The 20,570-nt window shown below is 73.8% G+C and carries 17 protein-coding genes; 9 read left to right on the top strand and 8 right to left on the bottom strand.

What is annotated here, in order from left to right:
* Positions 1-250 precede the first annotated feature (250 nt).
* Positions 251-1,351, bottom strand: coding sequence for a septum site-determining protein Ssd (gene ssd / locus EDD39_RS08620; RefSeq protein WP_123554515.1), 1,101 nt, complete (start codon positions 1,349-1,351; stop codon positions 251-253).
* Between the two features lie 567 nt (positions 1,352-1,918).
* On the opposite strand from ssd, the gene EDD39_RS08615 reads away from it, so the two are divergent.
* A complete protein-coding gene (locus EDD39_RS08615) occupies positions 1,919-2,860 on the top strand; it encodes an HAD family hydrolase (protein WP_279633961.1) in 942 nt (313 codons plus the stop codon).
* A gap of 432 nt (positions 2,861-3,292) precedes the next feature.
* Here the strand turns inward: EDD39_RS08615 and EDD39_RS08610 are convergent, their stop codons facing one another.
* A complete protein-coding gene (locus EDD39_RS08610; protein WP_030461447.1) occupies positions 3,293-4,174 on the bottom strand; it encodes a Fic family protein in 882 nt (293 codons plus the stop codon).
* 202 nt (positions 4,175-4,376) lie between these two features.
* Here EDD39_RS08610 and EDD39_RS08605 point away from each other — a divergent pair, with 202 nt between their 5' ends.
* Both EDD39_RS08605 and EDD39_RS08600 read left to right on the top strand, forming a co-directional pair.
* Positions 4,377-5,363 (top strand): ATP-binding protein, encoded by a 987-nt coding sequence (locus EDD39_RS08605; RefSeq protein ID WP_123554513.1) that lies wholly within the window; start codon positions 4,377-4,379, stop codon positions 5,361-5,363.
* A gap of 349 nt (positions 5,364-5,712) precedes the next feature.
* Positions 5,713-8,055 (top strand): SulP family inorganic anion transporter, encoded by a 2,343-nt coding sequence (locus EDD39_RS08600; protein ID WP_123554511.1) that lies wholly within the window; start codon positions 5,713-5,715, stop codon positions 8,053-8,055.
* Between the two features lie 47 nt (positions 8,056-8,102).
* Here the strand turns inward: EDD39_RS08600 and EDD39_RS08595 are convergent, their stop codons facing one another.
* Entirely contained in the window at positions 8,103-8,609 is a 507-nt protein-coding gene (locus EDD39_RS08595; RefSeq protein ID WP_123554509.1) for a C40 family peptidase, read from the bottom strand.
* Positions 8,610-8,919: 310 nt separating this feature from the next.
* On the opposite strand from EDD39_RS08595, the gene acs reads away from it, so the two are divergent.
* Complete coding sequence (acs, locus tag EDD39_RS08590; protein WP_123554507.1) at positions 8,920-10,875, top strand: acetate--CoA ligase; 1,956 nt, start codon at positions 8,920-8,922, stop codon at positions 10,873-10,875.
* An 82-nt stretch (positions 10,876-10,957) separates the two neighbouring features.
* Here acs and EDD39_RS08585 read toward each other — a convergent pair whose 3' ends face one another.
* Positions 10,958-12,031, bottom strand: coding sequence for a serine hydrolase domain-containing protein (locus EDD39_RS08585; RefSeq protein WP_244256657.1), 1,074 nt, complete (start codon positions 12,029-12,031; stop codon positions 10,958-10,960).
* A 341-nt stretch (positions 12,032-12,372) separates the two neighbouring features.
* On the opposite strand from EDD39_RS08585, the gene nhaA reads away from it, so the two are divergent.
* The 4 genes from nhaA to EDD39_RS08565 all read left to right on the top strand — a co-directional run bounded on the left by nhaA (position 12,373) and on the right by EDD39_RS08565 (position 15,638).
* Positions 12,373-13,668: a Na+/H+ antiporter NhaA gene (nhaA, locus tag EDD39_RS08580; RefSeq protein WP_123554504.1), complete on the top strand. Its 1,296-nt coding sequence runs from the start codon at positions 12,373-12,375 to the stop codon at positions 13,666-13,668.
* A gap of 127 nt (positions 13,669-13,795) precedes the next feature.
* Positions 13,796-14,266: a phage holin family protein gene (locus EDD39_RS08575; protein WP_030907823.1), complete on the top strand. Its 471-nt coding sequence runs from the start codon at positions 13,796-13,798 to the stop codon at positions 14,264-14,266.
* Positions 14,267-14,343: 77 nt separating this feature from the next.
* The gene (locus EDD39_RS08570; RefSeq protein WP_244256655.1) at positions 14,344-15,312 is read left to right on the top strand and encodes an alpha/beta fold hydrolase; all 969 of its coding nucleotides are present in this window, start codon (positions 14,344-14,346) and stop codon (positions 15,310-15,312) included.
* A 131-nt stretch (positions 15,313-15,443) separates the two neighbouring features.
* Positions 15,444-15,638, top strand: a complete 195-nt coding sequence (locus EDD39_RS08565; protein ID WP_227480321.1) for a hypothetical protein — start codon at positions 15,444-15,446, stop codon at positions 15,636-15,638.
* A gap of 81 nt (positions 15,639-15,719) precedes the next feature.
* Here EDD39_RS08565 and EDD39_RS08560 read toward each other — a convergent pair whose 3' ends face one another.
* Positions 15,720-16,421, bottom strand: coding sequence for a metal-dependent hydrolase (locus EDD39_RS08560; RefSeq protein ID WP_162869975.1), 702 nt, complete (start codon positions 16,419-16,421; stop codon positions 15,720-15,722).
* A gap of 125 nt (positions 16,422-16,546) precedes the next feature.
* Positions 16,547-17,731: a MarP family serine protease gene (locus EDD39_RS08555; protein WP_123554500.1), complete on the bottom strand. Its 1,185-nt coding sequence runs from the start codon at positions 17,729-17,731 to the stop codon at positions 16,547-16,549.
* 153 nt (positions 17,732-17,884) lie between these two features.
* Between EDD39_RS08555 and EDD39_RS08550 the strand changes: the two genes are divergently transcribed.
* The gene (locus tag EDD39_RS08550; protein WP_123554499.1) at positions 17,885-18,673 is read left to right on the top strand and encodes a DUF4389 domain-containing protein; all 789 of its coding nucleotides are present in this window, start codon (positions 17,885-17,887) and stop codon (positions 18,671-18,673) included.
* Between the two features lie 12 nt (positions 18,674-18,685).
* Here the strand turns inward: EDD39_RS08550 and EDD39_RS08545 are convergent, their stop codons facing one another.
* Both EDD39_RS08545 and nth read right to left on the bottom strand, forming a co-directional pair.
* A complete protein-coding gene (locus EDD39_RS08545; protein WP_123554497.1) occupies positions 18,686-19,393 on the bottom strand; it encodes an NUDIX hydrolase in 708 nt (235 codons plus the stop codon).
* On the bottom strand, positions 19,390-20,253 hold the full coding sequence (nth, locus tag EDD39_RS08540; RefSeq protein WP_244256652.1) for an endonuclease III: 864 nt from the start codon (positions 20,251-20,253) through the stop codon (positions 19,390-19,392). Before nth ends, EDD39_RS08545 begins: the two co-directional genes overlap by 4 nt.
* Positions 20,254-20,570 lie beyond the last annotated feature (317 nt).

The raw sequence follows: 20,570 nt of genomic DNA, 5'->3' as shown, positions 1-20,570 counted from the left end.
GCGCGCCGTCCCCGGCCGGGGGGACGTCCTCCGCGGGCCCCGGCGGGGTGCTGGAGAGGCGCCGGGGGCGCGGTACGGCGATCCGGCGGTGGGCGCGGGTGATCGGCCGCCGGACGGCCCGCCGATCACCCTGGTCCCCGTCCGCGGCCCGGACGTCGGCGGCGTGGTCGTCGGCGGTGCGGAGGTCTGTGGTGCGGAGGTCTGTGGCGTGGTGGTCGACGGCGGGCAGGCGGTTGGTCATGGTCGCTCCTCAGGCCGCCACGACGGGCGGCATCGCTTCGGTCAGGAATCGCCCGCAGAACCGGGCGAGCGGCCCGCGCTCCCGCAGGCCGGGCGGGGTGCCGCGTTCGACGTCCAAGGCGAGGCCGGGCTCGGGGGCGAGCTCCCCGGCGAGGCGCAGGCGCAGTCCGCGGGCGACGTCGGCGGCGGTGAGGCCGGACGGGCCGGGGACGCGGACGACGGCCCGCAGGTCGGCGAGCCGTATCCGGACGGCCGCGGCGACCCGGTTGGCGGCCGTCAGGGCGCGCAGTTCGGCGGGGACCACCAGCAGCCCGGTGTCGGTCTGCTCGAGGGCCTGGGCGGCCGCCGCGTCGAGTTGTCTGGGCAGGTCGAGGACGACCAGCCCGCCGCGTCTGCGGGCGGCCGCCAGGACGCTGTGCATGGCGTCGGCGGGGATGGCCAGGGTGTCGGACCTGTCCCAGGACAGGGCGCTGAGCCGGTGCGGCTCGGGCAGGGCCTTGGCCAGTTCGGCGCCGCTGATCCGGCCGCGGGAGGCCGCCAGGTCGGGCCAGCGCAGCCCGCCGGTCTGTTCGGCGCCGAGCAGCACGTCGAGCCCGCCGCCGAGCGGGTCGCCGTCGATCAGCATGGTGCGGTGCCCGGCCCGGGCGGCGCAGACCGCGAGGGCGCAGGCCAGCGTGGAGGCGCCGGCGCCGCCGCGCCCGCCGAGCACGGCGACGGTGAGCGCGGGTGGTCCGACGCCCTCGGTGGCGTCGGCGATCCGGTCGAGCAGCCAGGACTGCGCGTCCGGCAGGAAGAGCACGTGCTCGGCGCCGAGCCGGACGGCGCGGACCCAGATCTCGCCGTCGTCGAGGTCGAGGCCGAGCAGCAGGACGCCGGGCCGGCGGGCCAGGCCGGCGCACTGGTCGGCGAGGTCGTCGCCGACCAGCACCAGCGGGGCGTCCTCCCACAGCCGGGCGGGCGGTGGGGCGCCGCTGAGCAGCCGTGGCTCGGCCCCGGCGGCGGCGCACAGGCGGGCGAGCTGTTCGGCGAGCGCGGCGTCGCCGGTGAGGATCAGCGGCCCGGGCGGGGGCTCGGGCGCGGTGGCGTGCGGGTCGGTGACGGACGCGGACATGGGGGCCTCCCGTGGCGCGGGGTCGGTCTGACGGTGCGTCGGACGCGGGTGGCCCGGTCGGGCTCCGCGGGGCGGCGCGGACACCACGGTGAAGGACGGCGCGGAATGCGTCAGCCGACTTCCGATTGCCTGTGGATAACCCGCCCCTGTGGATAACCGAGGTCACTCGGACGGGGACTAAAGCAGTTCGGAATTGACGCATCGGGTATACCGATATGACACTCGGACAACTACGCAGAGTGACAAAAACTTGGGGTGCGGAGAACTCTCGACAGCGACTCCCGAGCCGCTGGAGCACCCCCCGAAACCACCGGCACCACCATTCCCTGCAGGCTCAACTGCCAAGGGAAATGGGCCCGGACATGCGACGACCCCCGCCGGGGGGGAGAGCGGGGGTCGTCTATCCACGGCCCGACTCGGGGGGGAGGAGCCGGACCGGGTTAGCACGGTCGCGCGAACGATCCGTGACTTCCATGGTGTACCCGACCGGCCAGAAACACAAACCCGCACGCCCGCGGGTCCACCGAATGGCCCTCCCTTTTGCCCACCCCTCTATCCTCGGTTCCCGTGGACACCACCGAGAACGCCGACGAGAACGCCGACTTCGCCGACCGCGGTGCCGATGCCGGGCCCGGCGCGGACACCGGGGACGCCGCCGGGGCCGGAACCGCGGCCGGCCACCGGGCGGCCCGGGGCGGCCACGACGCGCCCCGCACCGCCGCCTTCTTCGACCTCGACAAGACGATCATCGCCAAGTCCAGCGCGCTCGCGTTCAGCCGCCCCTTCTACCAGGGCGGCCTGATCAACCGCCGCTCGGTGGTGAAGAGCGCCTACACCCAGTTCATCTTCCTGGTCGGCGGCGCGGACCACGACCAGATGGAGAAGATGCGGGCCTACCTGTCCGCGCTCACCCGCGGCTGGAACGTCCAGCAGGTCCGGGAGATCGTCGCGGAGACCCTGCACGGCATGATCGACCCGCTCATCTACGACGAGGCGGCCTCGCTGATCGAGCAGCACCACGCGGCCGGGCGGGACGTGGTGATCGTCAGCAGTTCGGGCTCCGAGGTGGTCGAGCCGATCGGCCAACTGCTGGGCGCGGACCACGTGATCGCCACCCGGCTGCACGTCGAGGACGGGCGCTACACCGGCGAGATCGAGTACTACGCGTACGCCGAGAACAAGGCCGCGGCGATCCGGGAGCTGGCCGAGCGGGAGGGCTATGACCTCGCCAACTGCTACGCGTACAGCGACTCGTCGACCGACCTGCCGATGCTGGAGGCGGTCGGCCACCCGGCCGCGGTGAACCCGGACCGGGCGCTGCGCAAGGAGGCGACCGCCCGCGAGTGGCCGGTGCTGGTGTTCAGCCGGCCGGTCGAACTGACCCGCAGGCTCCCGGAGTTCCACGCGCCGAGCCGTTCGGTGGTGGCTGCGGTGGCGATCGGCGCGGCGGTGCTGACGGCCGGGGTGCTCTGGTACAGCGCGCGGCGGCGGCGTCCGGCGGCGGCCTGAGCGGGGGCGGTCCCGGCTGCCGCCGGGTTCGCCAAATCGGACAAACCTCTACGCAAGCCGATAAAGGCGCCGTTTTCGGGTTCCTCTTTCGGCGGATCTGAGGTAGAAATGGGGTACGGCCCGCGAGACCCGGTAAGGACCCCAAGAGGTCGAACCGACAACGCAGTTAAGGCCCCACGGACCGACGTACGGACAATCGGGCACCCACATGCAGCCGACCCGCTGACGGGCCGCCGCACCAGGCGAACGGGCACAGGACCCCGCCTGATGGGCACAGAAACGGTGCATGCACTGGTAACCCGGTCTCCGTGCCAGCGGCGACGCCCGGAAGTCTCGGGCGCCGCCGCAACTGCGTTCCAGCCCGGGCCGGTTCGAGCCGGGCCGCCGGTTCGGACCCGGGCCGGACGGCCTCGGACGCCCGGCCCGACGGCCTCAGACCATGCCGCGCTGCATCGCCTCGCACACCGCGGTGCTCTCGCGCACGCCCAACCCGAGCCCGGTGGCGCAGTGCACCAGCCAGCGGGACACGCCCTCGGGGGTGCCCTCCAGGTAGCCGAGCAGGGCCCGGCGGTAGGCGGCGGTGCCGAGTTCGGCGAGGCCGACCTCGGCGGGGCAGATCGCCTTCGGGTCGAGGCCCTCGGCGGTCAGCACGATCCGCTGGGCGGCCCGGGCGACCAGGCCGTTGTGGCTGCCGAACGGGCGCAGCGCGAGGAGTTCGCCGTGCACCACGGCGGCGACCACCAGGGCGGGCGCGCCGCCGGTGGGGCGTTCGGCGCGGGCGGTGAGCAGCCCGGCGAGCTGGTCGAGGCGGGCGGCCGCCTCGGCGGGCGGGGGCGGCGGCGGGAGTTCGCCGACCGGTCCGGCCGGGGCCTCGCCCTCGGTGGCGGCGACCTCCTTCGGGAACAGCGGCGCGGCCTCCTCCCCGCCCTGGCGCGGACGGCCGGCCGCGGGGTCGCCGTCTCCGGCGGCGAGCAGGTGGAGCCGGGCCAGCACCTGGAGCGGGGAGGTGCGCCAGACGCTGAGCAGCTGGCCGGCCTCGGCGGACAGGCGCAGCGCGGCGCCGACCGTGCGGGCCTCGGGGTCGGCGCCGAAGTCGGTGCGGCGGCGGACCTCCTCCAGCGGCCAGTCGGCGCCGTCCAGGGCGGCCGAGGCGCGGGCGCCGCGCAGGGCGGATTCGGAGGTCACCTCGCCCGCCCGGCGCCGCATCACGCGGTGCCCGTAGAGGCGGTCGACGTTCTTGCGCACTTCGGCGACGGCCTCGGGGACCCCGGCGAGCTGGGCCAGCGGGGCGAGCGGGTCAGTTCCTGTGGTCACCTACCCGAGAGTAATGAATCCGCGGGGCGGCCGGGAGGCAACCCCCGGGTCACCCTTTCGTGGCAATCCGGTGTTCCCTCATGTGCAGCACCCCAAACCACCGCTAGCATGACCACTAATCGGTGACGATAACGGTTTCCAACAAGCATCGGGGCTGCCAGGGCCCCGCGGGCACCAGAGCCAGAGAGTCGGAGACGCAGAGATGAAGATCGCCTTCGTCGGCAAGGGCGGCAGCGGCAAGACCACCCTGTCCGCACTGTTCATCCGCCACCTGGCCGCCGTCGGCCGCCCGGTGCTCGCCGTCGACGCCGACATCAACCAACACCTCGGCCCGGCGCTCGGCCTGACGGACGGCCAGGCCGCCGCGCTCCCCTCGCTCGGCGCGCACCTGCCGGAGATCAAGGAGTACCTGCGCGGCGCCAACCCGCTGATCCGCTCCGCCGAGGAGATGATCAAGACCACCCCGCCCGGCCCCGGCTCCCGACTGCTGCGGATCGTCGAGGAGAACCCGGTGTACACGGCCTGTGCCCGCCCGGTCGCCCTGGACGAGGGATCGGTCCGACTGCTGGCCACCGGCGCGTTCACTGAAGAGGACCTCGGGGTGGCCTGCTACCACTCCAAGGTCGGCGCGGTGGAACTGCTGCTCAACCACCTGCTGGACGGCCCGGACGAGTACCTGGTCACCGACATGACGGCCGGTTCCGACTCCTTCGCCTCCGGCCTGTTCACCCGCTTCGACCTGACCTTCCTGGTCGCCGAACCGACCCGCAAGGGCGTCTCGGTGTACCGCCAGTACAAGGAGTACGCCCAGGACTTCGACGTCCACCTGCGGGTGGTCGGCAACAAGGTGCAGAGCCCGGACGACCTGGACTTCCTGCGCCGCGAGGTCGGCGAGGACCTGTACGCCTGCTTCGGGCAGTCCGGCTGGGTGCGCCGGCTGGAGCGCGGGGACGAGCCGCCGCTGCGCGAGCTGGAGCCGGCGAACCGGGAGGTGCTGGCCCGGCTGCGGACCGCCGCCGACGCCGCCCACGGGCTGCGCGACCCGCGCCGGTACAGCGCCCAGGCGGCCCGCTTCCACCTGCGCAACGCGGAGAGCTGGGGCAACGCCAAGGTCGGCACCGACCTGGCCGGCCAGGTCGACCCGGACTACGTGCTGGGCGCCGAACGGGCCAGCACCGCCGGGGTCTGACCCCGCGCCCGCCCACCGCCCCCGGGGGCCGGTCCGCCGTCACGGCGGACCGGCCCCCGGGCGTTCCCACCAGGAAATTCCCGCTCGGCCGGGTGCCACACGATGTGGTGAACGCCGCTATTTGTACTGGCACTCGAAGCACACGCTGTGCAAAGGTCTCATTACTCTCGGTTTACCAGCTCTTGAACCCCCTGCTCGGGCCCGGCCCGAGGCCCTGGTCGTCGCAGGCCGTCGCCGCCGCACGCCCGCCCCGCCACACCCGCTGTGACTCACGACAGCCGATCCGACCCAGGCACACCCGCCGGACCTGACTGCGTTCGTTCCCCCGGAAGAAGACGGGAAGACACCCATGACCCTCGACGTCTCCAGCGCCCCCATCGCCTCCGACACCACCGACCACGCCCCGCCGCCGCCCGGCGGCGCCCCCGGCCGGGTCCGCGCCCTGCTGGCGCACGACCTGCCGGCCTCCCTCGCGGTGTTCCTCATCGCGGTGCCGTTCTCGCTCGGCATCGCGCTCGCCACCGGCGCCCCGCTGACGGCCGGTCTGGTCGCCGCCGCCACGGGCGGACTGGTGGCCGGCTTCCTCGGCGGCACCCACCTCCAGGTCAGCGGCCCGTCCGCGGCACTGACCGTGGTCACCGCCGGGGTGATCGCCCAGTACGGCTGGCCGACCGCCTGCCTGGTCACCCTCGTCGCCGGCCTGCTGCAGCTGCTGCTCGGCTCGCTGCGGGTGGCCCGCGCCGCGCTCGCCGTCTCGCCCGCCGTGGTGCACGGCATGCTGGCGGGCGTCGGCATCACCATCGCCATCGCCCAACTGCACGTCATCCTCGGCGGCACGCCGCACAGTTCGGCCCTGGCCGACCTGCGCTCGCTGCCCGGCGAGCTGGCCGGGCCGCACCCGCCCGCGCTGCTGGTCGGCCTGGTCGCGCTCGCCGTCCTGTACGGCTGGCCCCGGCTGGGGCGGCTGCCCGGCACCGCCGGCCGGGTCGGCGCCCGGCTGGGCCGGCTGCCCGCCGCGCTGGTGGCGGTGGCCGCCGCCACCGCGCTGTCGCTGCTGGCCGAACTGCGGCTGGCCCGGGTCGAGCTGCCGGTCTGGGAGCACCACCGGTTCCTCTCGCTGCCCTCCCCCGCCCTGCTGTCCGACCACTGGGCGGCACTGCTCGGCCTGGTACTGACCGTCACCGCGGTGGCCGGCGTGGAGTCGCTGCTGTCCTCCGTCGCGGTCGACCGGATGACCCGCCGCAGCGGCGACCTGGACCGCGAGCTGCGCGCCCAGGGCGCGTCCAACCTGGTCTCCGGGCTGCTCGGCGGCCTCCCGGTGGCCGGCGGCGCCGTCCGCTCCACCGCCAACGTGCAGGCGGGCGCGGCCACCCGGATGTCAGCGGTGCTGCACGGCTGCTGGGTGCTGGTCGCCGCGCTGGCGCTGACCGCCGGGCTGCGGCGGATCCCGCTGGCCGCACTGGCCGCGCTGGTGCTGGTGGTCGGCGTGCAGATGGTGAGCTTCGCGCACATCCGCCGGGTGCACCGGCACCGCGAGTTCCCGGTGTACCTGGCCACCGTGCTCGGGGTGGTGCTGCTCGGCGTCCCGCTCGGGGTGGTGCTCGGCGGCTCGGTCGCCGTGCTGCTCGCCCTCTACCGGTTGACCCGCGCCCACGTCGACCTGCTGGCCGGGGCGGACGGCTCGTACACCGTCCGCACCCACGGCCCGCTGACGTTCGCCGCCGTCCCCAAGCTGAGCCGGGCGCTGGGGCGGATCCCGGCCGGGGCCCGGGTGACGGTCCGCCACGACGGCTCGTTCCTGGACCACGCCGCGTTCGAGGCGCTGCACGCCTGGCGCACCGGCCACCAGGACTCCGGCGGGCAGGTGGCGATGCTGACCGAGCGCCGGCCGAACGACGTGCTGGACCCGGACGGCACCGTCCGCGCGGGCAGCTCCCCCGGCCCGCACCGCTGCCGGGCCTGGACGCCCTGGGTCGGCCACCACTGCATCGAGCAGAACGAGGACGACCCGCACGTCCGCCTGCTCGACGGCGTCCGCGGCTTCCAGCAGCACACCGCCCCGCTGGTCCGCCAGGAGCTCGCCCGCCTCGCCCGGGACGGCCAGACGCCCTCGCAGCTCTTCGTGGCCTGCGCGGACTCCCGGATGGTCACCAGCATGATCACCAGTTCCGGTCCCGGAGACCTCTTCACCGTCCGCAACGTCGGCAACCTGGTCCCCGCCCCGTACGAGCCGGGCGCCGCCGACGACTCGGTGGCCGCCGCCGTCCAGTACGCGGTGGAGGTGCTGGAGGTCGCCTCGATCACGGTCTGCGGGCACTCGGGCTGCGGGGCGATGAAGGCCCTGCTGGACGGCGTCACCGAGGCGGCCGGCCCGCCCACCGCGCTGGCCCGCTGGCTGCGCAACGGCCGCAGCTCGCTGGACCGGCTGCGGCGCGCGCCCGCCGGGTTCGAGGGCCGCCCCGCGGCGGACGTGGTGGAGCAGCTGTGCGTCACCAACGTGGTGCAGCAGCTCGACCAGCTGATGGCCAACCCGGCGGTGGAGCGCCGGGTCGCGGACGGTTCGCTGCGGCTGGTCGGGATGTACTTCGACTTCGCCACCGCGCAGGCCTACGTGCTGGACGCCGGGACGGGCCGGTTCGCCCCGGTGCACGCCCGGGTGGAGCCGGAGCCGGAGCAGGACCTGGCCGCGTAGCGCGGGCGGTGCGCGGGGGCGGTCGGCCGCCCCCGCGCACCGCCGTGTCACTCCAGCAGCCGGGCCAGGTCGGCGGGGGTCACGTAGCCCGGCCAGCGGTGGTCGGTGAAGAGGTGCACGCCGGCGTCCTGGTAGCACTGGTCGACGAGCTGGGAGCAGATCATGTGCCGGGTGCTGGCGACGAAGCGCCGCAGCGGGGGGCCGGCCGGGAGGTGCAGGCGGGCTGCGACGAGGGCGAGGTAGTCGGCGAAGCTGTAGGGGGTGCCGAGGTAGCGGTGGGCGGCCGCGGTGACCGCGGCGCGCTGTTCGTCGGTGAGCGGGACGCGGCCGGTGGACCAGCGGGCGGGAACGCCCTCGTAGTCGGAGAGCCGGCCGAGCCGGGCCCCGCCGGGCTGGGCCTCGACCAGTCGGCCGTCGCCGACGTGGACGAAGGCGTGCTCGTAGTCGGCGAACCCGTCGCCGTTGAGGAACTGGCCGATCCGGATCAGCCGGCCGGTGCGGCCGTCCATCCGGACGACCGCGAAGTCGCCGGGGAGGGGTGGGGTTGCGGTCATGGCGGTACCCCCGTCACGAATGCGCACAGTGATGGAATGCGCACTGTCAGTGGAGTACCGGTCACCGGGGGCGTCAAGGTGCTGCGCGGGATTGACCGGCGCGGGGGGTGGGAAGACGTCGTGAGGACCGGCGGGAGCGCCGGGCGGCGCCCACCTGGGGCGGAGCCCCGGCCCGATCAAAGGTCTACACCAATTTCCCGGCAGCTCTTGTCAACGGAGCCGTTGGCCTGGTGAGCTGTGCGCTGGGACACACGGGACAATCCCTCCGCACGGGGTTCCCCGGTATTTGAGACTCGATGAGGAGTGCGCGTTGAGCAACGAGAGCCTGGCCAACCTGCTCAAGGAGGAGCGGCGCTTCGCCCCGCCCGCGGAGCTCGCGGCCTCCGCCAACGTCACCGCCGACGCCTACGCGCAGGCCTCCGAGGACCGGCTGGCGTTCTGGGCCGAGCAGGCCCGCCGGCTGAGCTGGGCGGTCGAGCCCACCGAGACCCTGGACTGGTCGAACCCCCCGTTCGCCAAGTGGTTCGCCGACGGCAAGCTGAACGTGGCCTACAACTGCGTCGACCGCCACGTCGAGGCCGGCAACGGCGACCGGGTCGCCATCCACTTCGAGGGCGAGCCCGGCGACAGCCGCGCCATCACCTACGCGCAGCTCAAGGACGAGGTCTCCCGGGCCGCCAACGCCCTGCAGGAACTCGGCGTCGCCAAGGGCGACCGGGTCGCCGTCTACCTGCCGATGATCCCCGAGGCGGTCGTCGCCATGCTCGCCTGCGCCCGGATCGGCGCGGCGCACTCGGTGGTCTTCGGCGGCTTCTCCGCCGACGCCGTGGCCTCCCGGATCAAGGACGCCGACGCCAAGGTCGTCATCACCGCCGACGGCGGCTACCGCCGCGGCAAGCCCTCCGCGCTCAAGCCCGCCATCGACGAGGCGCTGACCAAGGTCGACGGCGTCAGCAGCGTCCTGGTCGTGCGCCGCACCGGCGAGGAGGTGGCCTGGACCGAGGGCCGCGACGTGTGGTGGCACGAACTGGTCGACGGCCAGTCCGCCGAGCACACCCCCCAGGCGCACGACGCCGAACAGCCGCTGTTCATCCTCTACACCTCGGGCACCACCGGGAAGCCCAAGGGCATCCTGCACACCTCGGGCGGCTACCTCACCCAGGCCAGCTTCACCCACAACGCGGTCTTCGACCTCAAGCCCGCCACCGACGTCTACTGGTGCACCGCCGACATCGGCTGGGTCACCGGCCACTCGTACATCGTCTACGGCCCGCTCTCCAACGGCGCCACCCAGGTCATCTACGAGGGCACCCCCGACACCCCCCACCAGGGCCGGATGTTCGAAATCGTGCAGAAGTACGGCGTCACCGTCCTCTACACCGCGCCCACCCTCATCCGCACCTGGATGAAGTGGGGCGACAGCATCCCCGCCCAGTTCGACCTGACCAGCCTGCGGGTGCTCGGCTCGGTCGGCGAGCCGATCAACCCCGAAGCGTGGGTCTGGTACCGCGAGCACATCGGCGCGAACCGGACCCCGATCGTCGACACCTGGTGGCAGACCGAGACCGGCGCCATCATGATCAGCCCGCTGCCCGGCGTCACCGAGACCAAGCCCGGCTCCGCCCAGCGCGCCCTGCCCGGCATCGCCGCCACCGTCGTCGACGACGAGGCCCGCGAAGTGCCCAACGGATCCGGCGGCTACCTCGTGCTCACCGAACCCTGGCCCTCCATGCTGCGCACCATCTGGGGCGACGACCAGCGCTACGTCGACACCTACTGGTCACGCTTCGAGGGCCGCTACTTCGCCGGCGACGGCGCCAAGAAGGACGAGGACGGCGACATCTGGCTGCTCGGCCGCGTCGACGACGTCATGCTGGTCTCCGGCCACAACATCTCCACCACCGAGGTCGAATCCGCGCTGGTCGGCCACCCGGCGGTCGCCGAGTCCGCCGTGGTCGGCGCGACCGACGCCACCACCGGCCAGGCGATCGTGGCCTTCGTGATCCTGCGCGGCACCGCCACCGACAGCCCGGAGCTGATCGCGGACCTGCGCAACCACGTCGGCCGCACCCTCGGCCCGATCGCCAAGCCGAAGCAGATCAAGGTGGTCTCCGAGCTGCCCAAGACCCGCTCCGGCAAGATCATGCGCCGCCTGCTGCGCGACATCGCCGAGGGCCGCGAGGTGGGCGACACCACCACGCTGGCCGACTCCTCGGTGATGAACCTGATCCAGTCCCAGCTCCCGGCCGCCGGCACCGAGGGCTGATCACCGCAGGCCAGAAGGGCCGGGCCCCGATCCGCGTGCTGCGGATCGGGGCCCGCCCCGTGCGGTGCCGCGGGTCAGCGGGTCAGCGGGTCAGCGCCCGCAGCGTGTCGTACGCGGTCTGGGCGAACCGGCGCCGCCCGGTGGCCAGCGGCCCGGCGAGGGCGACCAGCCCGGTCTGCGCGGCCCGGTCGAAGCCGACGAAGGCGGTGCAGCGGCCGGTGGAGCCGTTGTGGAAGACCACCTCGGCCTCCGCGTCCGGGCGGTGGTGCCAGCTCAGGCAGATCCGCAGCCCGGACCCGCGCCGGGCGACCCGGGGCAGGCAGACCTCGCGCAGCGCGGTGCGCAGGCTGGCCGCCGCGCCGGTCCGCTCGGGGATCGGCACCGCGTCCACCGCCAGGTGGGCCTGGAGGTAGCGCAGCATGTCGTCGGCGGTGGAGCGCAGGGCCGCCGCGCCGGGCAGGGCCGGGACCTTGAACGAGGGGATCCAGCGGCCGCGCCGGTAGCCGGTGGTCTCGTCCCGGCCGGTGCCGCAGGAGGTGTCGATCAGGCCGAGCGGTTCGCAGACCCGCCCGGTGAGCAGTTCCTGGTAGCGCTGCCCGGCGGCCCGTTCCAGCACCAGGCCGAGCAGCCCGGCGCCGAGGCTGGAGTACCGGACCCGGGTGCCGGGGGTGCCGCGCACCGGGGTGCGCGGCAGCGCGCGCAGCAGGTGGGCGGCGCTGAAGGTGGCGTACGGGCTGGTGAACCAGCGGGGCACCGCGGCGGGGGCGAGGCCGACCGGCAGCCGGGGCAGGCCGGAGGTGTGGGTGGCCAGGTGCAGCAGGGTGATCGGGCGCTCGTGCGGGTAGCCGGGCAGTACCTCGGCGGGCAGGTAGCGGTCGATCGGGTCGTCGTAGGACACCTCGCCGCGGGCGACCATGTCGGCGAGCAGCAGGCCGGTGAAGGTCTTGGTGACCGAGCCGAGCTCGAACCGGGTGTCGGCCCGGACCGGGCGCTCCCCGGCCCGGTCGGCGTAGCCGCGGCAGGCGACGGTGCGCTCGGTGCCGCGGATCACCGCGACGGCGAGGCCGCCCTCGGGGGCGCCGGCGGCGAACAGCGGGCGCAGCAGGTGCTCGAGGTCCGGGTCGGTTAACGGAGGCTGGGCGGTGTCGGCGCCCACGTCTCCTTCCGCTCGGGGACCCACGGCCTGGACCGGTATGGGTTCGGTTTCCTGACTGGGCATCGGTTCCTCCATGACGGAGCGGGCCGCCGGGGTGGCGACCCGCTTCTGCCGCCGACCCTAGGAACCCGGCGGGTCGTCCGCATCCGGCCGAACCCATCCGGGTCAGCGCGCCGGAGCCTGCCCCGGAATCCCCATAAAGTGGGACGAACCGATTGCCCGCTTGTCACGCGCCGTAGGATGTCAAGGAATCACCAAGAACCTGAGGCGCGCCGGGAAGTCTGGTCGGCACTGCACCACCCGTGTGTCCGCATGCCGCCCGCCCCAGGAGGTCCCCCGCCGTGGCCAGCCCGTCGTCCGACAACCGCCGTCCCTTCCTCGGCCTGCTGTCGCTGCCCGAGCGCCGCTACCTCACCGACGCGCTGCGCACCGAGACGGTCGGCGGCGTGCTGCTGCTGGTGGCCGCGGCCTGCGCGCTGGTCTGGGCGAACGTCTGGCCGCACGCGTACGAGGCGGTGCTGGCGTACACGATCGGGCCGAGCGGGCCGCTGCACCTGGACCTGCCGCTGGAGGCGTGGGCGCAGGACGGGCTGCTGACGGTCTTCTTCTTCGTGGCGGGCATCGAGCTGAAGCGCGAGTTCGTGGCCGGGGAGCTGCGGACGCCGAGCGCGGCGGTGCTGCCGGTGGTGGCGGCGGTGTGCGGGGTGCTGCTGCCCGCGGTGCTGTTCACGGTGGTCAACGTGACGGCGCCGAACGGGCACCCGGCGGGCTGGGCGATCCCGACCGCGACCGACATCGCCTTCGCGCTGGGCGTGCTGGCGGTGGTGGGCAGTCACCTGCCGTCCGCGCTGCGGGCGTTCCTGCTGACCCTGGCGGTGGTGGACGACCTGATCGCGATCCTGATCATCGCGGTCTTCTACTCGTCCGGGATCGAGTTCTGGGCGCTGGGGGCGTCGCTGGCGGGGCTGGTGCTGTTCTGGTTCCTGCACCGGCGCGGGGTGCACGGCTGGTGGCTGTACGTGCCGCTGGCGGTGGTGATCTGGGCGCTGATGCACGAGAGCGGGGTGCACGCGACGGTGGCGGGCGTGGCGATGGGCCTGCTGCTGCGCTGCTACCGCGAGGAGGGCGAGGAGCAGTCCCCCGGCGAGCACATCGAGCACCTGGTGCGGCCGCTGTCGGCGGGCCTGGCGGTGCCGGTGTTCGCGCTGTTCGCGGCGGGCGTGCCGGTGTCGGCGGAGATCCTGGGCGAGGTGTTCACCCAGCCGGCGCCGCTGGGCATCGTGATCGGCCTGTTGGTCGGCAAGTCGGTGGGCATCTTCGGCGGCACCTGGCTGGCCGCCCGCTACACCCGGGCCACCCTGAACCCGCAGCTGACCTGGTCCGACCTGGTGGCGCTGGCCACCGTCGCGGGCATCGGCTTCACGGTGTCGCTGCTGATCAGCGACCTGGCGTTCCCGGACGACCACCACCTGGCCCAGCTGTGCAAGGAGGCCGTGCTGGTCGGCTCGCTGGCCTGCGCGGTGGTCGGCTCGCTGCTGCTGAAGCGGCGCAACCGGCACTACCGGGAGCTGTACGACGAGGAGAACCGGGACGAGGACGGCGACGGCGTCCCCGATGTGTACCAACGCCAGGGATGACACGCCGTCGGGCGGGTACCCGGAGTGGTGCCCGACTCGCCGGTAGGGGCATGATGCTGAGCTGACACACACTCGCGTGACGGCCGCTCAGGACGCCTCACCCAGCCCTTCGAACGGAGACCTCCCGATGGCCGCAGGAGCCGCACCCCCGAACGGCCGCACCCCGCACGAGGGCGAGCGGACCGTCGGCGAGCTGTTCGCCGACGCCACCGCCGAGCTGTCCAGCCTGGTGCACGACGAGATCGCGCTGGCCAAGGCCGAGATCAAGGCCGACGTGGTGCGCGGCGGGATCGGCACCGCGGCGGGCGTGGTGGCGGGCGTGGTCGCGCTGGCGTCGATCCCGATGTTCTCCTTCGCCTTCGCCTGGGGCCTGCAGGCGCTGGGCATCACCACCGGCTGGTCGTTCGCCATCGTCGGCGGGGCGTACGTGCTGATCGCGCTGCTGCTGGCGTTCCTGATGGTCCGGTACTTCAAGAAGGTCCGGAAGCCGGAGCGGACCATCGCCGGCGCCCAGGCCACCGCGCAGGTGCTGAAGAACGCCAAGCCCCGGCCGGCCACCAAGGAGGAGATCGACCGGGCGCTGGGCCGGATCCAGTGAGCGGCGGCCGGTAACGGTTGCGCGCGGGCGTGGGCGCCGGGCGGGTGCGGGGGGTGCGGATGTGACAGGCTGCGGGTATGTCGTTGGACCAGAAGCCAGTGGATGAGACCGCGCCCGGGCCCGTGCCGCCCCTTCCCGGTGAGCCGTGGAGCGTCCGCTCGGCCGGGCCGTGGACGCACCGGGACCTGGCGGCGAACGGCGCGCGCTTCCACATCGCCGAGCTCGGCGAGGGGCCGCTGGTCCTGCTGGTGCACGGCTGGCCCGAGTACTGGTGGGCGTGGCGGCACCAGCTGACGGCGCTGGCCGGGGCGGGCTTCCGGGCGGTCGCGCTGGACCTGCGCGGGATGGGCGGTTCGGACCGCACCCCGCGCGGCTACGACCCGGGCAACCTGGCGCTGGACGTCACCGGCGTGATCCGCTCGCTGGGCGAGCAGCAGGCGCACCTGGTCGGGCACGCCACCGGCGGCACGCTGGCCTGGGTGGCGGCGGTGATGCGCCCCTCGGTGATCCGCAGCCTGACGGTGGTCTCGGCGGCGCACCCGCGGCACCTGCGCCGGGCGCTGCTGACCGACCGCAAGCAGATCGCCGCGTTCGAGCACGTGCTGGGCTTCCAGCGGCCGTGGATCCCGGAGCGCCGGCTGGTCGCGGACGACGGGGCGCTGGTCGGCGAGTACCTGCGGGCCTGGACCGGGCCGAACCTGCTGTCCGCGGAGGCGGTGGCGGCGTACCGCGCGGCGATCCGGGTGCCGAGCACCGCGCACTGCTCGATCGAGCCGTACCGCTGGCTGATGCGGTCGATGGCGCGGCCGGACGGCATCCAGTTCGCGCGCCGGATGAAGAAGCAGATCGGCGCGCCGGTGCTGCACGTGCAGGGCGCCTCCGATCCGGTGCTGCTGTCGCGGACGGCGCTGGGGGCGGGCGAGTACGTGTCCGCGCCGTACCGGTGGCGGCTGCTGCCGGGGGTCGGGCACTTCCCGCACGAGGAGGTTCCGGAGGAGTTCACCGCGGAGCTGATCGAGTGGGTCCGGCGGCACGAGGGGCGTTGAGCGGGGGCGGTCCAACCGGTCGCCGCTCCGGCCCAGTTGACTGCGTTCATATGACAAACGCATAGGCCAGGAGGAGGGTCCGGCGGCGGTTACTCCGGCCGGGCCGGGGGAATCCCTCCGGTATGACCTGGATGCCCGATCGAGAAGCCCAGCCGCGCCGACGCCGCCGTGGCAGCAGCAGCTCGCAGCAGCACGTGCCGCAGCCGGAATGGCCCTACGAGCCCGCCGAGCGGACGCCACGCAGCGCGGGGTACCGGCTGGGCATTCCGAAGATCATCGGACGGCGCGCCCGCTGGGTCGGCGCCCGGCTCCGCCGGGAGGGGTGAACCCGCCCGGCAGGTGCGAACGGCCGGGGCCCGGGCGGAGATCCTCCGCCCGGGCCCCGGCCGTTCGTCCGGCGGGCCGGCTCAGCTCAGCACGGTCGGCGAGATCGCGGTGGACCACAGCAGCAGCGCGAAGGTCGCCAGCGTCATCACCGGCACCAGGATCTTGGTCTCCACCTTGTTGCCGGTGCGCTTGATCAGCACGACCTCGTAACGCTCCTTGTGCGGCCACAGCAGCGGTGAGCCCTGCTTGGTCAGGCAGTCGCCCAGCAGGTGCGCCAGCGTGCCGAGGGCCACCGCGTACGGCAGCCAGCCCGGGGCGCTCGGCAGCCAGTTGAGCATGCCGAAGGTGCCGAGCGCGGCCAGGCCCATCACGGTGATCCAGCCCTGCGGCCCGTCCCCCGGCGGGTGCAGGTGCAGCGCCTTGATCGCCATCGCGAGCAGGAAGAACGTCAGGCCGATGGTGAAGTTCCGGCCCCCGTAGGTGATCCCGGCCCAGCTGCCGCCGCCCATCAGCGCCACGAACAGCAGCGAGTGGGTGGCGTGCCGGTGGCCGCCGGAGATCCAGGCCACGAACTGGCACAGCACCTTGGAGATGGGGCCGAGGAAGTTGGCGATGGTGCCGTCGTGGTGGTCCAGGTCCGGCAGCAGGGCCGCGCCCGCGCACAGCACGGTGCCCATCAGCACGTCCGCCGGCTGCAGGTGCAGGCCCATCAGCGGCGGGACGAACGGCGCGGTGGCCGCGAACAGCAGGGCGCCGCTGACCGCGTGCGAGTGACCCATCATGACGTGTGTCCGACCTCCTGTGGGGCTCCTGTCCATGGCGGCCCGGCTGGGCCGTTCGGGTGAGCTCGGCCGACGCTACCAGGCCCGGCGGACGGGCCGTCAGAGTGTGCTCGCCGAGCGGACGGTCACAGCGCGCAGCCCTCGGTGCTGACCTTCCCGCTGGCGGTGGCACCCTGCGTGACGTCGTCCTTCACCTCGGCGGAGGTCAGCACGTAGCCGGTGTCGGAGCTGTCCAGCGACTTGGCGAACACCACCCCGTACACCTGCCCCTCCGGGGTGAGCAGCGGACCGCCGCTGTTGCCCTGGCGGACCAGCGAGCGCACCGAGTAGACGTCCCGGACGACCTGGCCGCGGTGGTAGATGTCCGGGCCGTTGGCCTGGATCCGGCCGCGGATGCGGGCGGGCTGGACGTTGAACGAGCCGTTCTCGGGGAAGCCCGCGACGATCGCCGAGTCGTTGGAACGGGCCTCGCCCGCGAAGGACAGCGGCGGGGCGTTCAGCTTCGGGACGTCCAGCACCGCGATGTCGCGCTGCCAGTCGTAGCGGACCACCGTCGCGTCGTAGAGCTGGCCGGCGCCGCCGATCTGCACGGTCGGCTCGTCGACACCGCCCACCACGTGGGCGTTGGTCATCACCCGGTGCGGGGCGAACACGAAGCCGGAGCCCTCCAGGGTCTTGCCGCAGGAGGCGGCGGTGCCCAGCACCTTCACCAGCGAGCCCCTGGCCTTCAGCACGCCCGGGCTGTTGGCCAGCTCCGGGTCGGGCGGCTCCACCTCGGTGATCGGCTCCTGCTCGAACGGGTTGAACACCTGCGGGAAGCCGTTGCGGGCCAGGTCCTGGCTGAGGTCGGAGAACCAGTTCGGGGCGTCGGCGGGCAGCGCGCCCTGCACCGTGCTGAGCACCTTCGAACTGCGGACCTGCTTGGAGACGGTGGGCAGCGAGGTGCCCGCCAGCGCCGAACCGATCAGCCAGGCCACCAGCAGCATCGACAGCACGTTGACCAGCGCGCCGCCGACCGCGTCCAGGGTCTTCACCTTGGCCCGGCCGATCCGGCCGCGCAGCTTCCACCCGAAGTGCGTGGTGACCGCCTGCCCGATCGCGGCCAGCACGATCACCACCACCACGGCCACCACCGAGGCGGTGGTGCCCGGCGAGAGGTGGCGCAGCAGCAGCGGCAGCAACTGGACGGCGACCAGGCCGCCGCCCAGGAAACCCAGCACCGACAGCGCACCGACCACGAACCCCTGCCGATAGCCGGAGACGGCGAAGCCGAGCGCGGCGGCGATCAACAGCAGATCCAGGACGTTCACCCGAACACCCTCCCATGTCCCGCCGGGCGGGGGACAGCGGTCCCCGGCCGTCGCCCGATCGGGTCAGTCCGGCGGGCAGCGCGGCCGGGGCGGTTGGGACGGTCTGACCATCCGACCTTCCGCTCAGCCGACCAGGGAACAGGGAGCCGAACCATGGAACAACCCAGGTGGGACGCGCCGGTCGTGGACCGCACCGAGTTCCAGCCCGCCCTGGACATCCCGCCACCCGGCCCGCAGAACCGGCTCACCGTGCTGCTGCGCCTGCTGCTGCTGGTCCCGCAGTACGTGGTGCTGTGGCTGCTGTCGATCGTCGCCTTCGTGGTCGTGGTGATCGGCTGGTTCGGCGCGCTGTTCGCCGGCCGGCTGCCCCGGTTCGCGGCCGGCTGGCTGAGCGGGTACCTGGCGTACGACACCCGGGTCTACGCCTCCCTGCTGCTCGTCACCGACCGCTACCCGCCGTTCCGGTTCGACGCCGCCGACCACCCCGTCCGGATCGAACTGCGGGCCGGCGGGCCGCTGAACCGGCTCGCGGTGTTCTTCCGGCTGCTGCTGGCGATCCCCGCCGCGATCGTCCAGGGGCTGCTGCAGACCGGCTGGTGGGCGGTGTCCTTCATCAGCTGGCTGGTGGTGCTGGTGCTCGGGCGGATGCCGCAGGCGCTGTTCGAGGCCACCGCCGCGGTGCTGCGCTACCGGATGCGGTTCCAGGCGTACCTGATGATGCTCACCGCGGCCTACCCCAAGGCCGTGTTCGGCGACCCGGCCGACTCCGAGCCGGTGCGCTCCGCGACCCGGCCGCTTGTGCTGACCGGGGCCGCGAAGGCGCTGCTGGTGATCTACCTGGTGCTCGGGGTGATCGGGTCGGCGGCGAGCTCGGTGACCACCGACTGGGACTCGTACGAGAACGGCGACACCGTGTCGACCATGGCGCCGCTCGGGCGGTGAGCGGCCGGCGGGTCAGGAGCCGTGGCGCTGGGCCAGCGTCACGGCCTCCTCGGACAGCTCGACGGTGCGGCGGGTGTCCCAGGGGCGCTCCAGGCCGCTGAAGTGCAGCACCCGGTCGATCACCCCGGCGGTGAAGCCCCACACCAGGCGGCCGGCCACCTGGAACGCGGGACCGGTGAAGCCCGACGGGTGGCGCAGCTTCGCCCGGTTCGCCGGATCGGTCAGCTCGGCCAGCGGCACCCGGAACACCGCGCCGGTCTCCGCCGGGTCGACCACCGCGACCGGCGACTCCTCCCGCCACCAGCCCAGCACCGGCGTCACCACGAACCCGCTGACCGGGATGTACAGGGCCGGCAGCCGGGCGAACAACTGCACGCCCGCCGCGTCCAGGCCGGTCTCCTCGACCGCCTCGCGCAGCGCCGCCGCCAGCGGGCCGCCGCCCGCCGGGTCGCCGTCCTCCGGGTCCAGCGCGCCGCCCGGGAAGGACGGCTGGCCCGCGTGCGAACGCAGGCTGCGGGCCCGCTCGATCAGCAGCAGGTCCGGCCCCGCCGGACCCTCGCCGAACAGCATCAGCACCGCCGACGGGCGGCCGCCCTCGGCGGGCGGCAGGAACCGGCTCAGCTGCTCGGGCACCGCCCGCTCGGCGGCCTCCCGCACCGGCAGCAGCCACTGCGGCAGGCCGTCCCGGTGCAGCACCGGCGGGGTCGGGAACGTCGTCACGAAGCCTCCTCCGCGGTCGGCAGGGCCTGCGGGTCGGTGTCCGGCAGCGGGTGGCCGACGGCCAGTTCGGCGCGGGCCGCGGCCTCGCCCGGGAAGTCCGCCGGGGGGCGCAGGCGCTGGCCGGGCTGCCCGGCCAGCTCGTACTTGAGCAGCTTGCGGGCCTGCTCCGGGTCGGTCTCGCCGACCCCGTACGACGGGCAGAGCGGAGCGATCGGGCACGCCCCGCAGGCGGGGCGGCGGGCGTGGCAGACCCGGCGGCCGTGGAACACCACCCGGTGCGAGAGCATCGTCCACTCCGACTTCGGGAAGATCGCCATCACGTCGGCCTCGACCTTCTCCGGGTCCTCCTCGGCCGTCCAGCCGAAGCGGCGGGCCAGCCGTCCGAAGTGGGTGTCGACGGTGATGCCGGCCCCTCCGAACGCGTTCCCGATCACCACGTTGGCGGTCTTGCGGCCCACGCCCGGCAGCGTGACCAGGTCCTCCAGCTTGCGCGGCACCTCGCCGCCGAAACGGTCGCGCAGCGCGATCGACAGGCCGATCAGCGACTTCGCCTTGGCCCGGAAGAAACCCGTCGGCCGGATGATCTGCTCCAGCTCCTCGGGGACCGCCGCCGCGAGGTCCTCCGGCGCCGGGTACTTCGCGAACAGCGCCGGCGTGGTCTGGTTCACCCGCAGGTCGGTGGTCTGCGCCGACAGCACGGTCGCCACCAGCAGCTGGAACGGCCCGTCGAAGTCCAACTCCGGGTGCGCGTACGGGTACAGCTCCGCCAGCTCGCGGTTGATCCGCCGGGCCCGCCGCACCATCCCCAGATGCGTCTCGGGCTTCTTCCGCCCGACCTTCGCCACCTTGCTCTCTGCCATGCACGAAGGCTACGCCGCAGCGGGCGGGCCATGGCCGGGAATCGGCCGGGGCTGCTACCGCGGGGGGATCGAGGAGAGGGGAGGGAGGAGGGAGGAGAGAGGGGGGAGGACGGGGACGGGGACGGCCGAAGGCTACGTCGCACGGGCGGACCATGGCCGGGAATCGGCCGGGGCTGCTACCGCAGGGGGATCGGGAGGAGGGAGGAGGGGTGCGGGGACGGCTGCGTCGCAGCGGGCGGGCCATGGCCGGGGCCGGCTCGCCGGAGGGCGGGCAGTGGAGGGAGGGGTGTGGGGGAGGTCGGGTCGCGGCTTCCCTC

Source organism: Kitasatospora cineracea (genome assembly GCF_003751605.1).
GTDB classification, from domain to species: Bacteria; Actinomycetota; Actinomycetes; order Streptomycetales; family Streptomycetaceae; genus Kitasatospora; species Kitasatospora cineracea.
Note: the sequence above shows the minus strand (reverse complement) of the source record. Positions and strands in the feature narration are given on the sequence as shown.

Excerpts from the sequence above, each read along its gene's own strand:
- ssd (WP_123554515.1), bottom strand. The coding sequence starts at position 1,351 with ATGTCCGCGTCCGTCACCGACCCGCACGCCACCGCGCCCGAGCCCCCG.
- EDD39_RS08605 (WP_123554513.1), top strand. The coding sequence starts at position 4,377 with ATGAAGATCGCCTTCGTCGGCAAGGGCGGCAGCGGCAAGACCACCCTG.
- EDD39_RS08600 (WP_123554511.1), top strand. The coding sequence starts at position 5,713 with ATGACCCTCGACGTCTCCAGCGCCCCCATCGCCTCCGACACCACCGAC.
- EDD39_RS08595 (WP_123554509.1), bottom strand. The coding sequence starts at position 8,609 with ATGACCGCAACCCCACCCCTCCCCGGCGACTTCGCGGTCGTCCGGATG.
- EDD39_RS08575 (WP_030907823.1), top strand. The coding sequence starts at position 13,796 with ATGGCCGCAGGAGCCGCACCCCCGAACGGCCGCACCCCGCACGAGGGC.
- EDD39_RS08570 (WP_244256655.1), top strand. The coding sequence starts at position 14,344 with ATGTCGTTGGACCAGAAGCCAGTGGATGAGACCGCGCCCGGGCCCGTG.
- EDD39_RS08565 (WP_227480321.1), top strand. The coding sequence starts at position 15,444 with ATGCCCGATCGAGAAGCCCAGCCGCGCCGACGCCGCCGTGGCAGCAGC.
- EDD39_RS08560 (WP_162869975.1), bottom strand. The coding sequence starts at position 16,421 with ATGATGGGTCACTCGCACGCGGTCAGCGGCGCCCTGCTGTTCGCGGCC.
- EDD39_RS08550 (WP_123554499.1), top strand. The coding sequence starts at position 17,885 with ATGGAACAACCCAGGTGGGACGCGCCGGTCGTGGACCGCACCGAGTTC.
- nth (WP_244256652.1), bottom strand. The coding sequence starts at position 20,253 with ATGGCAGAGAGCAAGGTGGCGAAGGTCGGGCGGAAGAAGCCCGAGACG.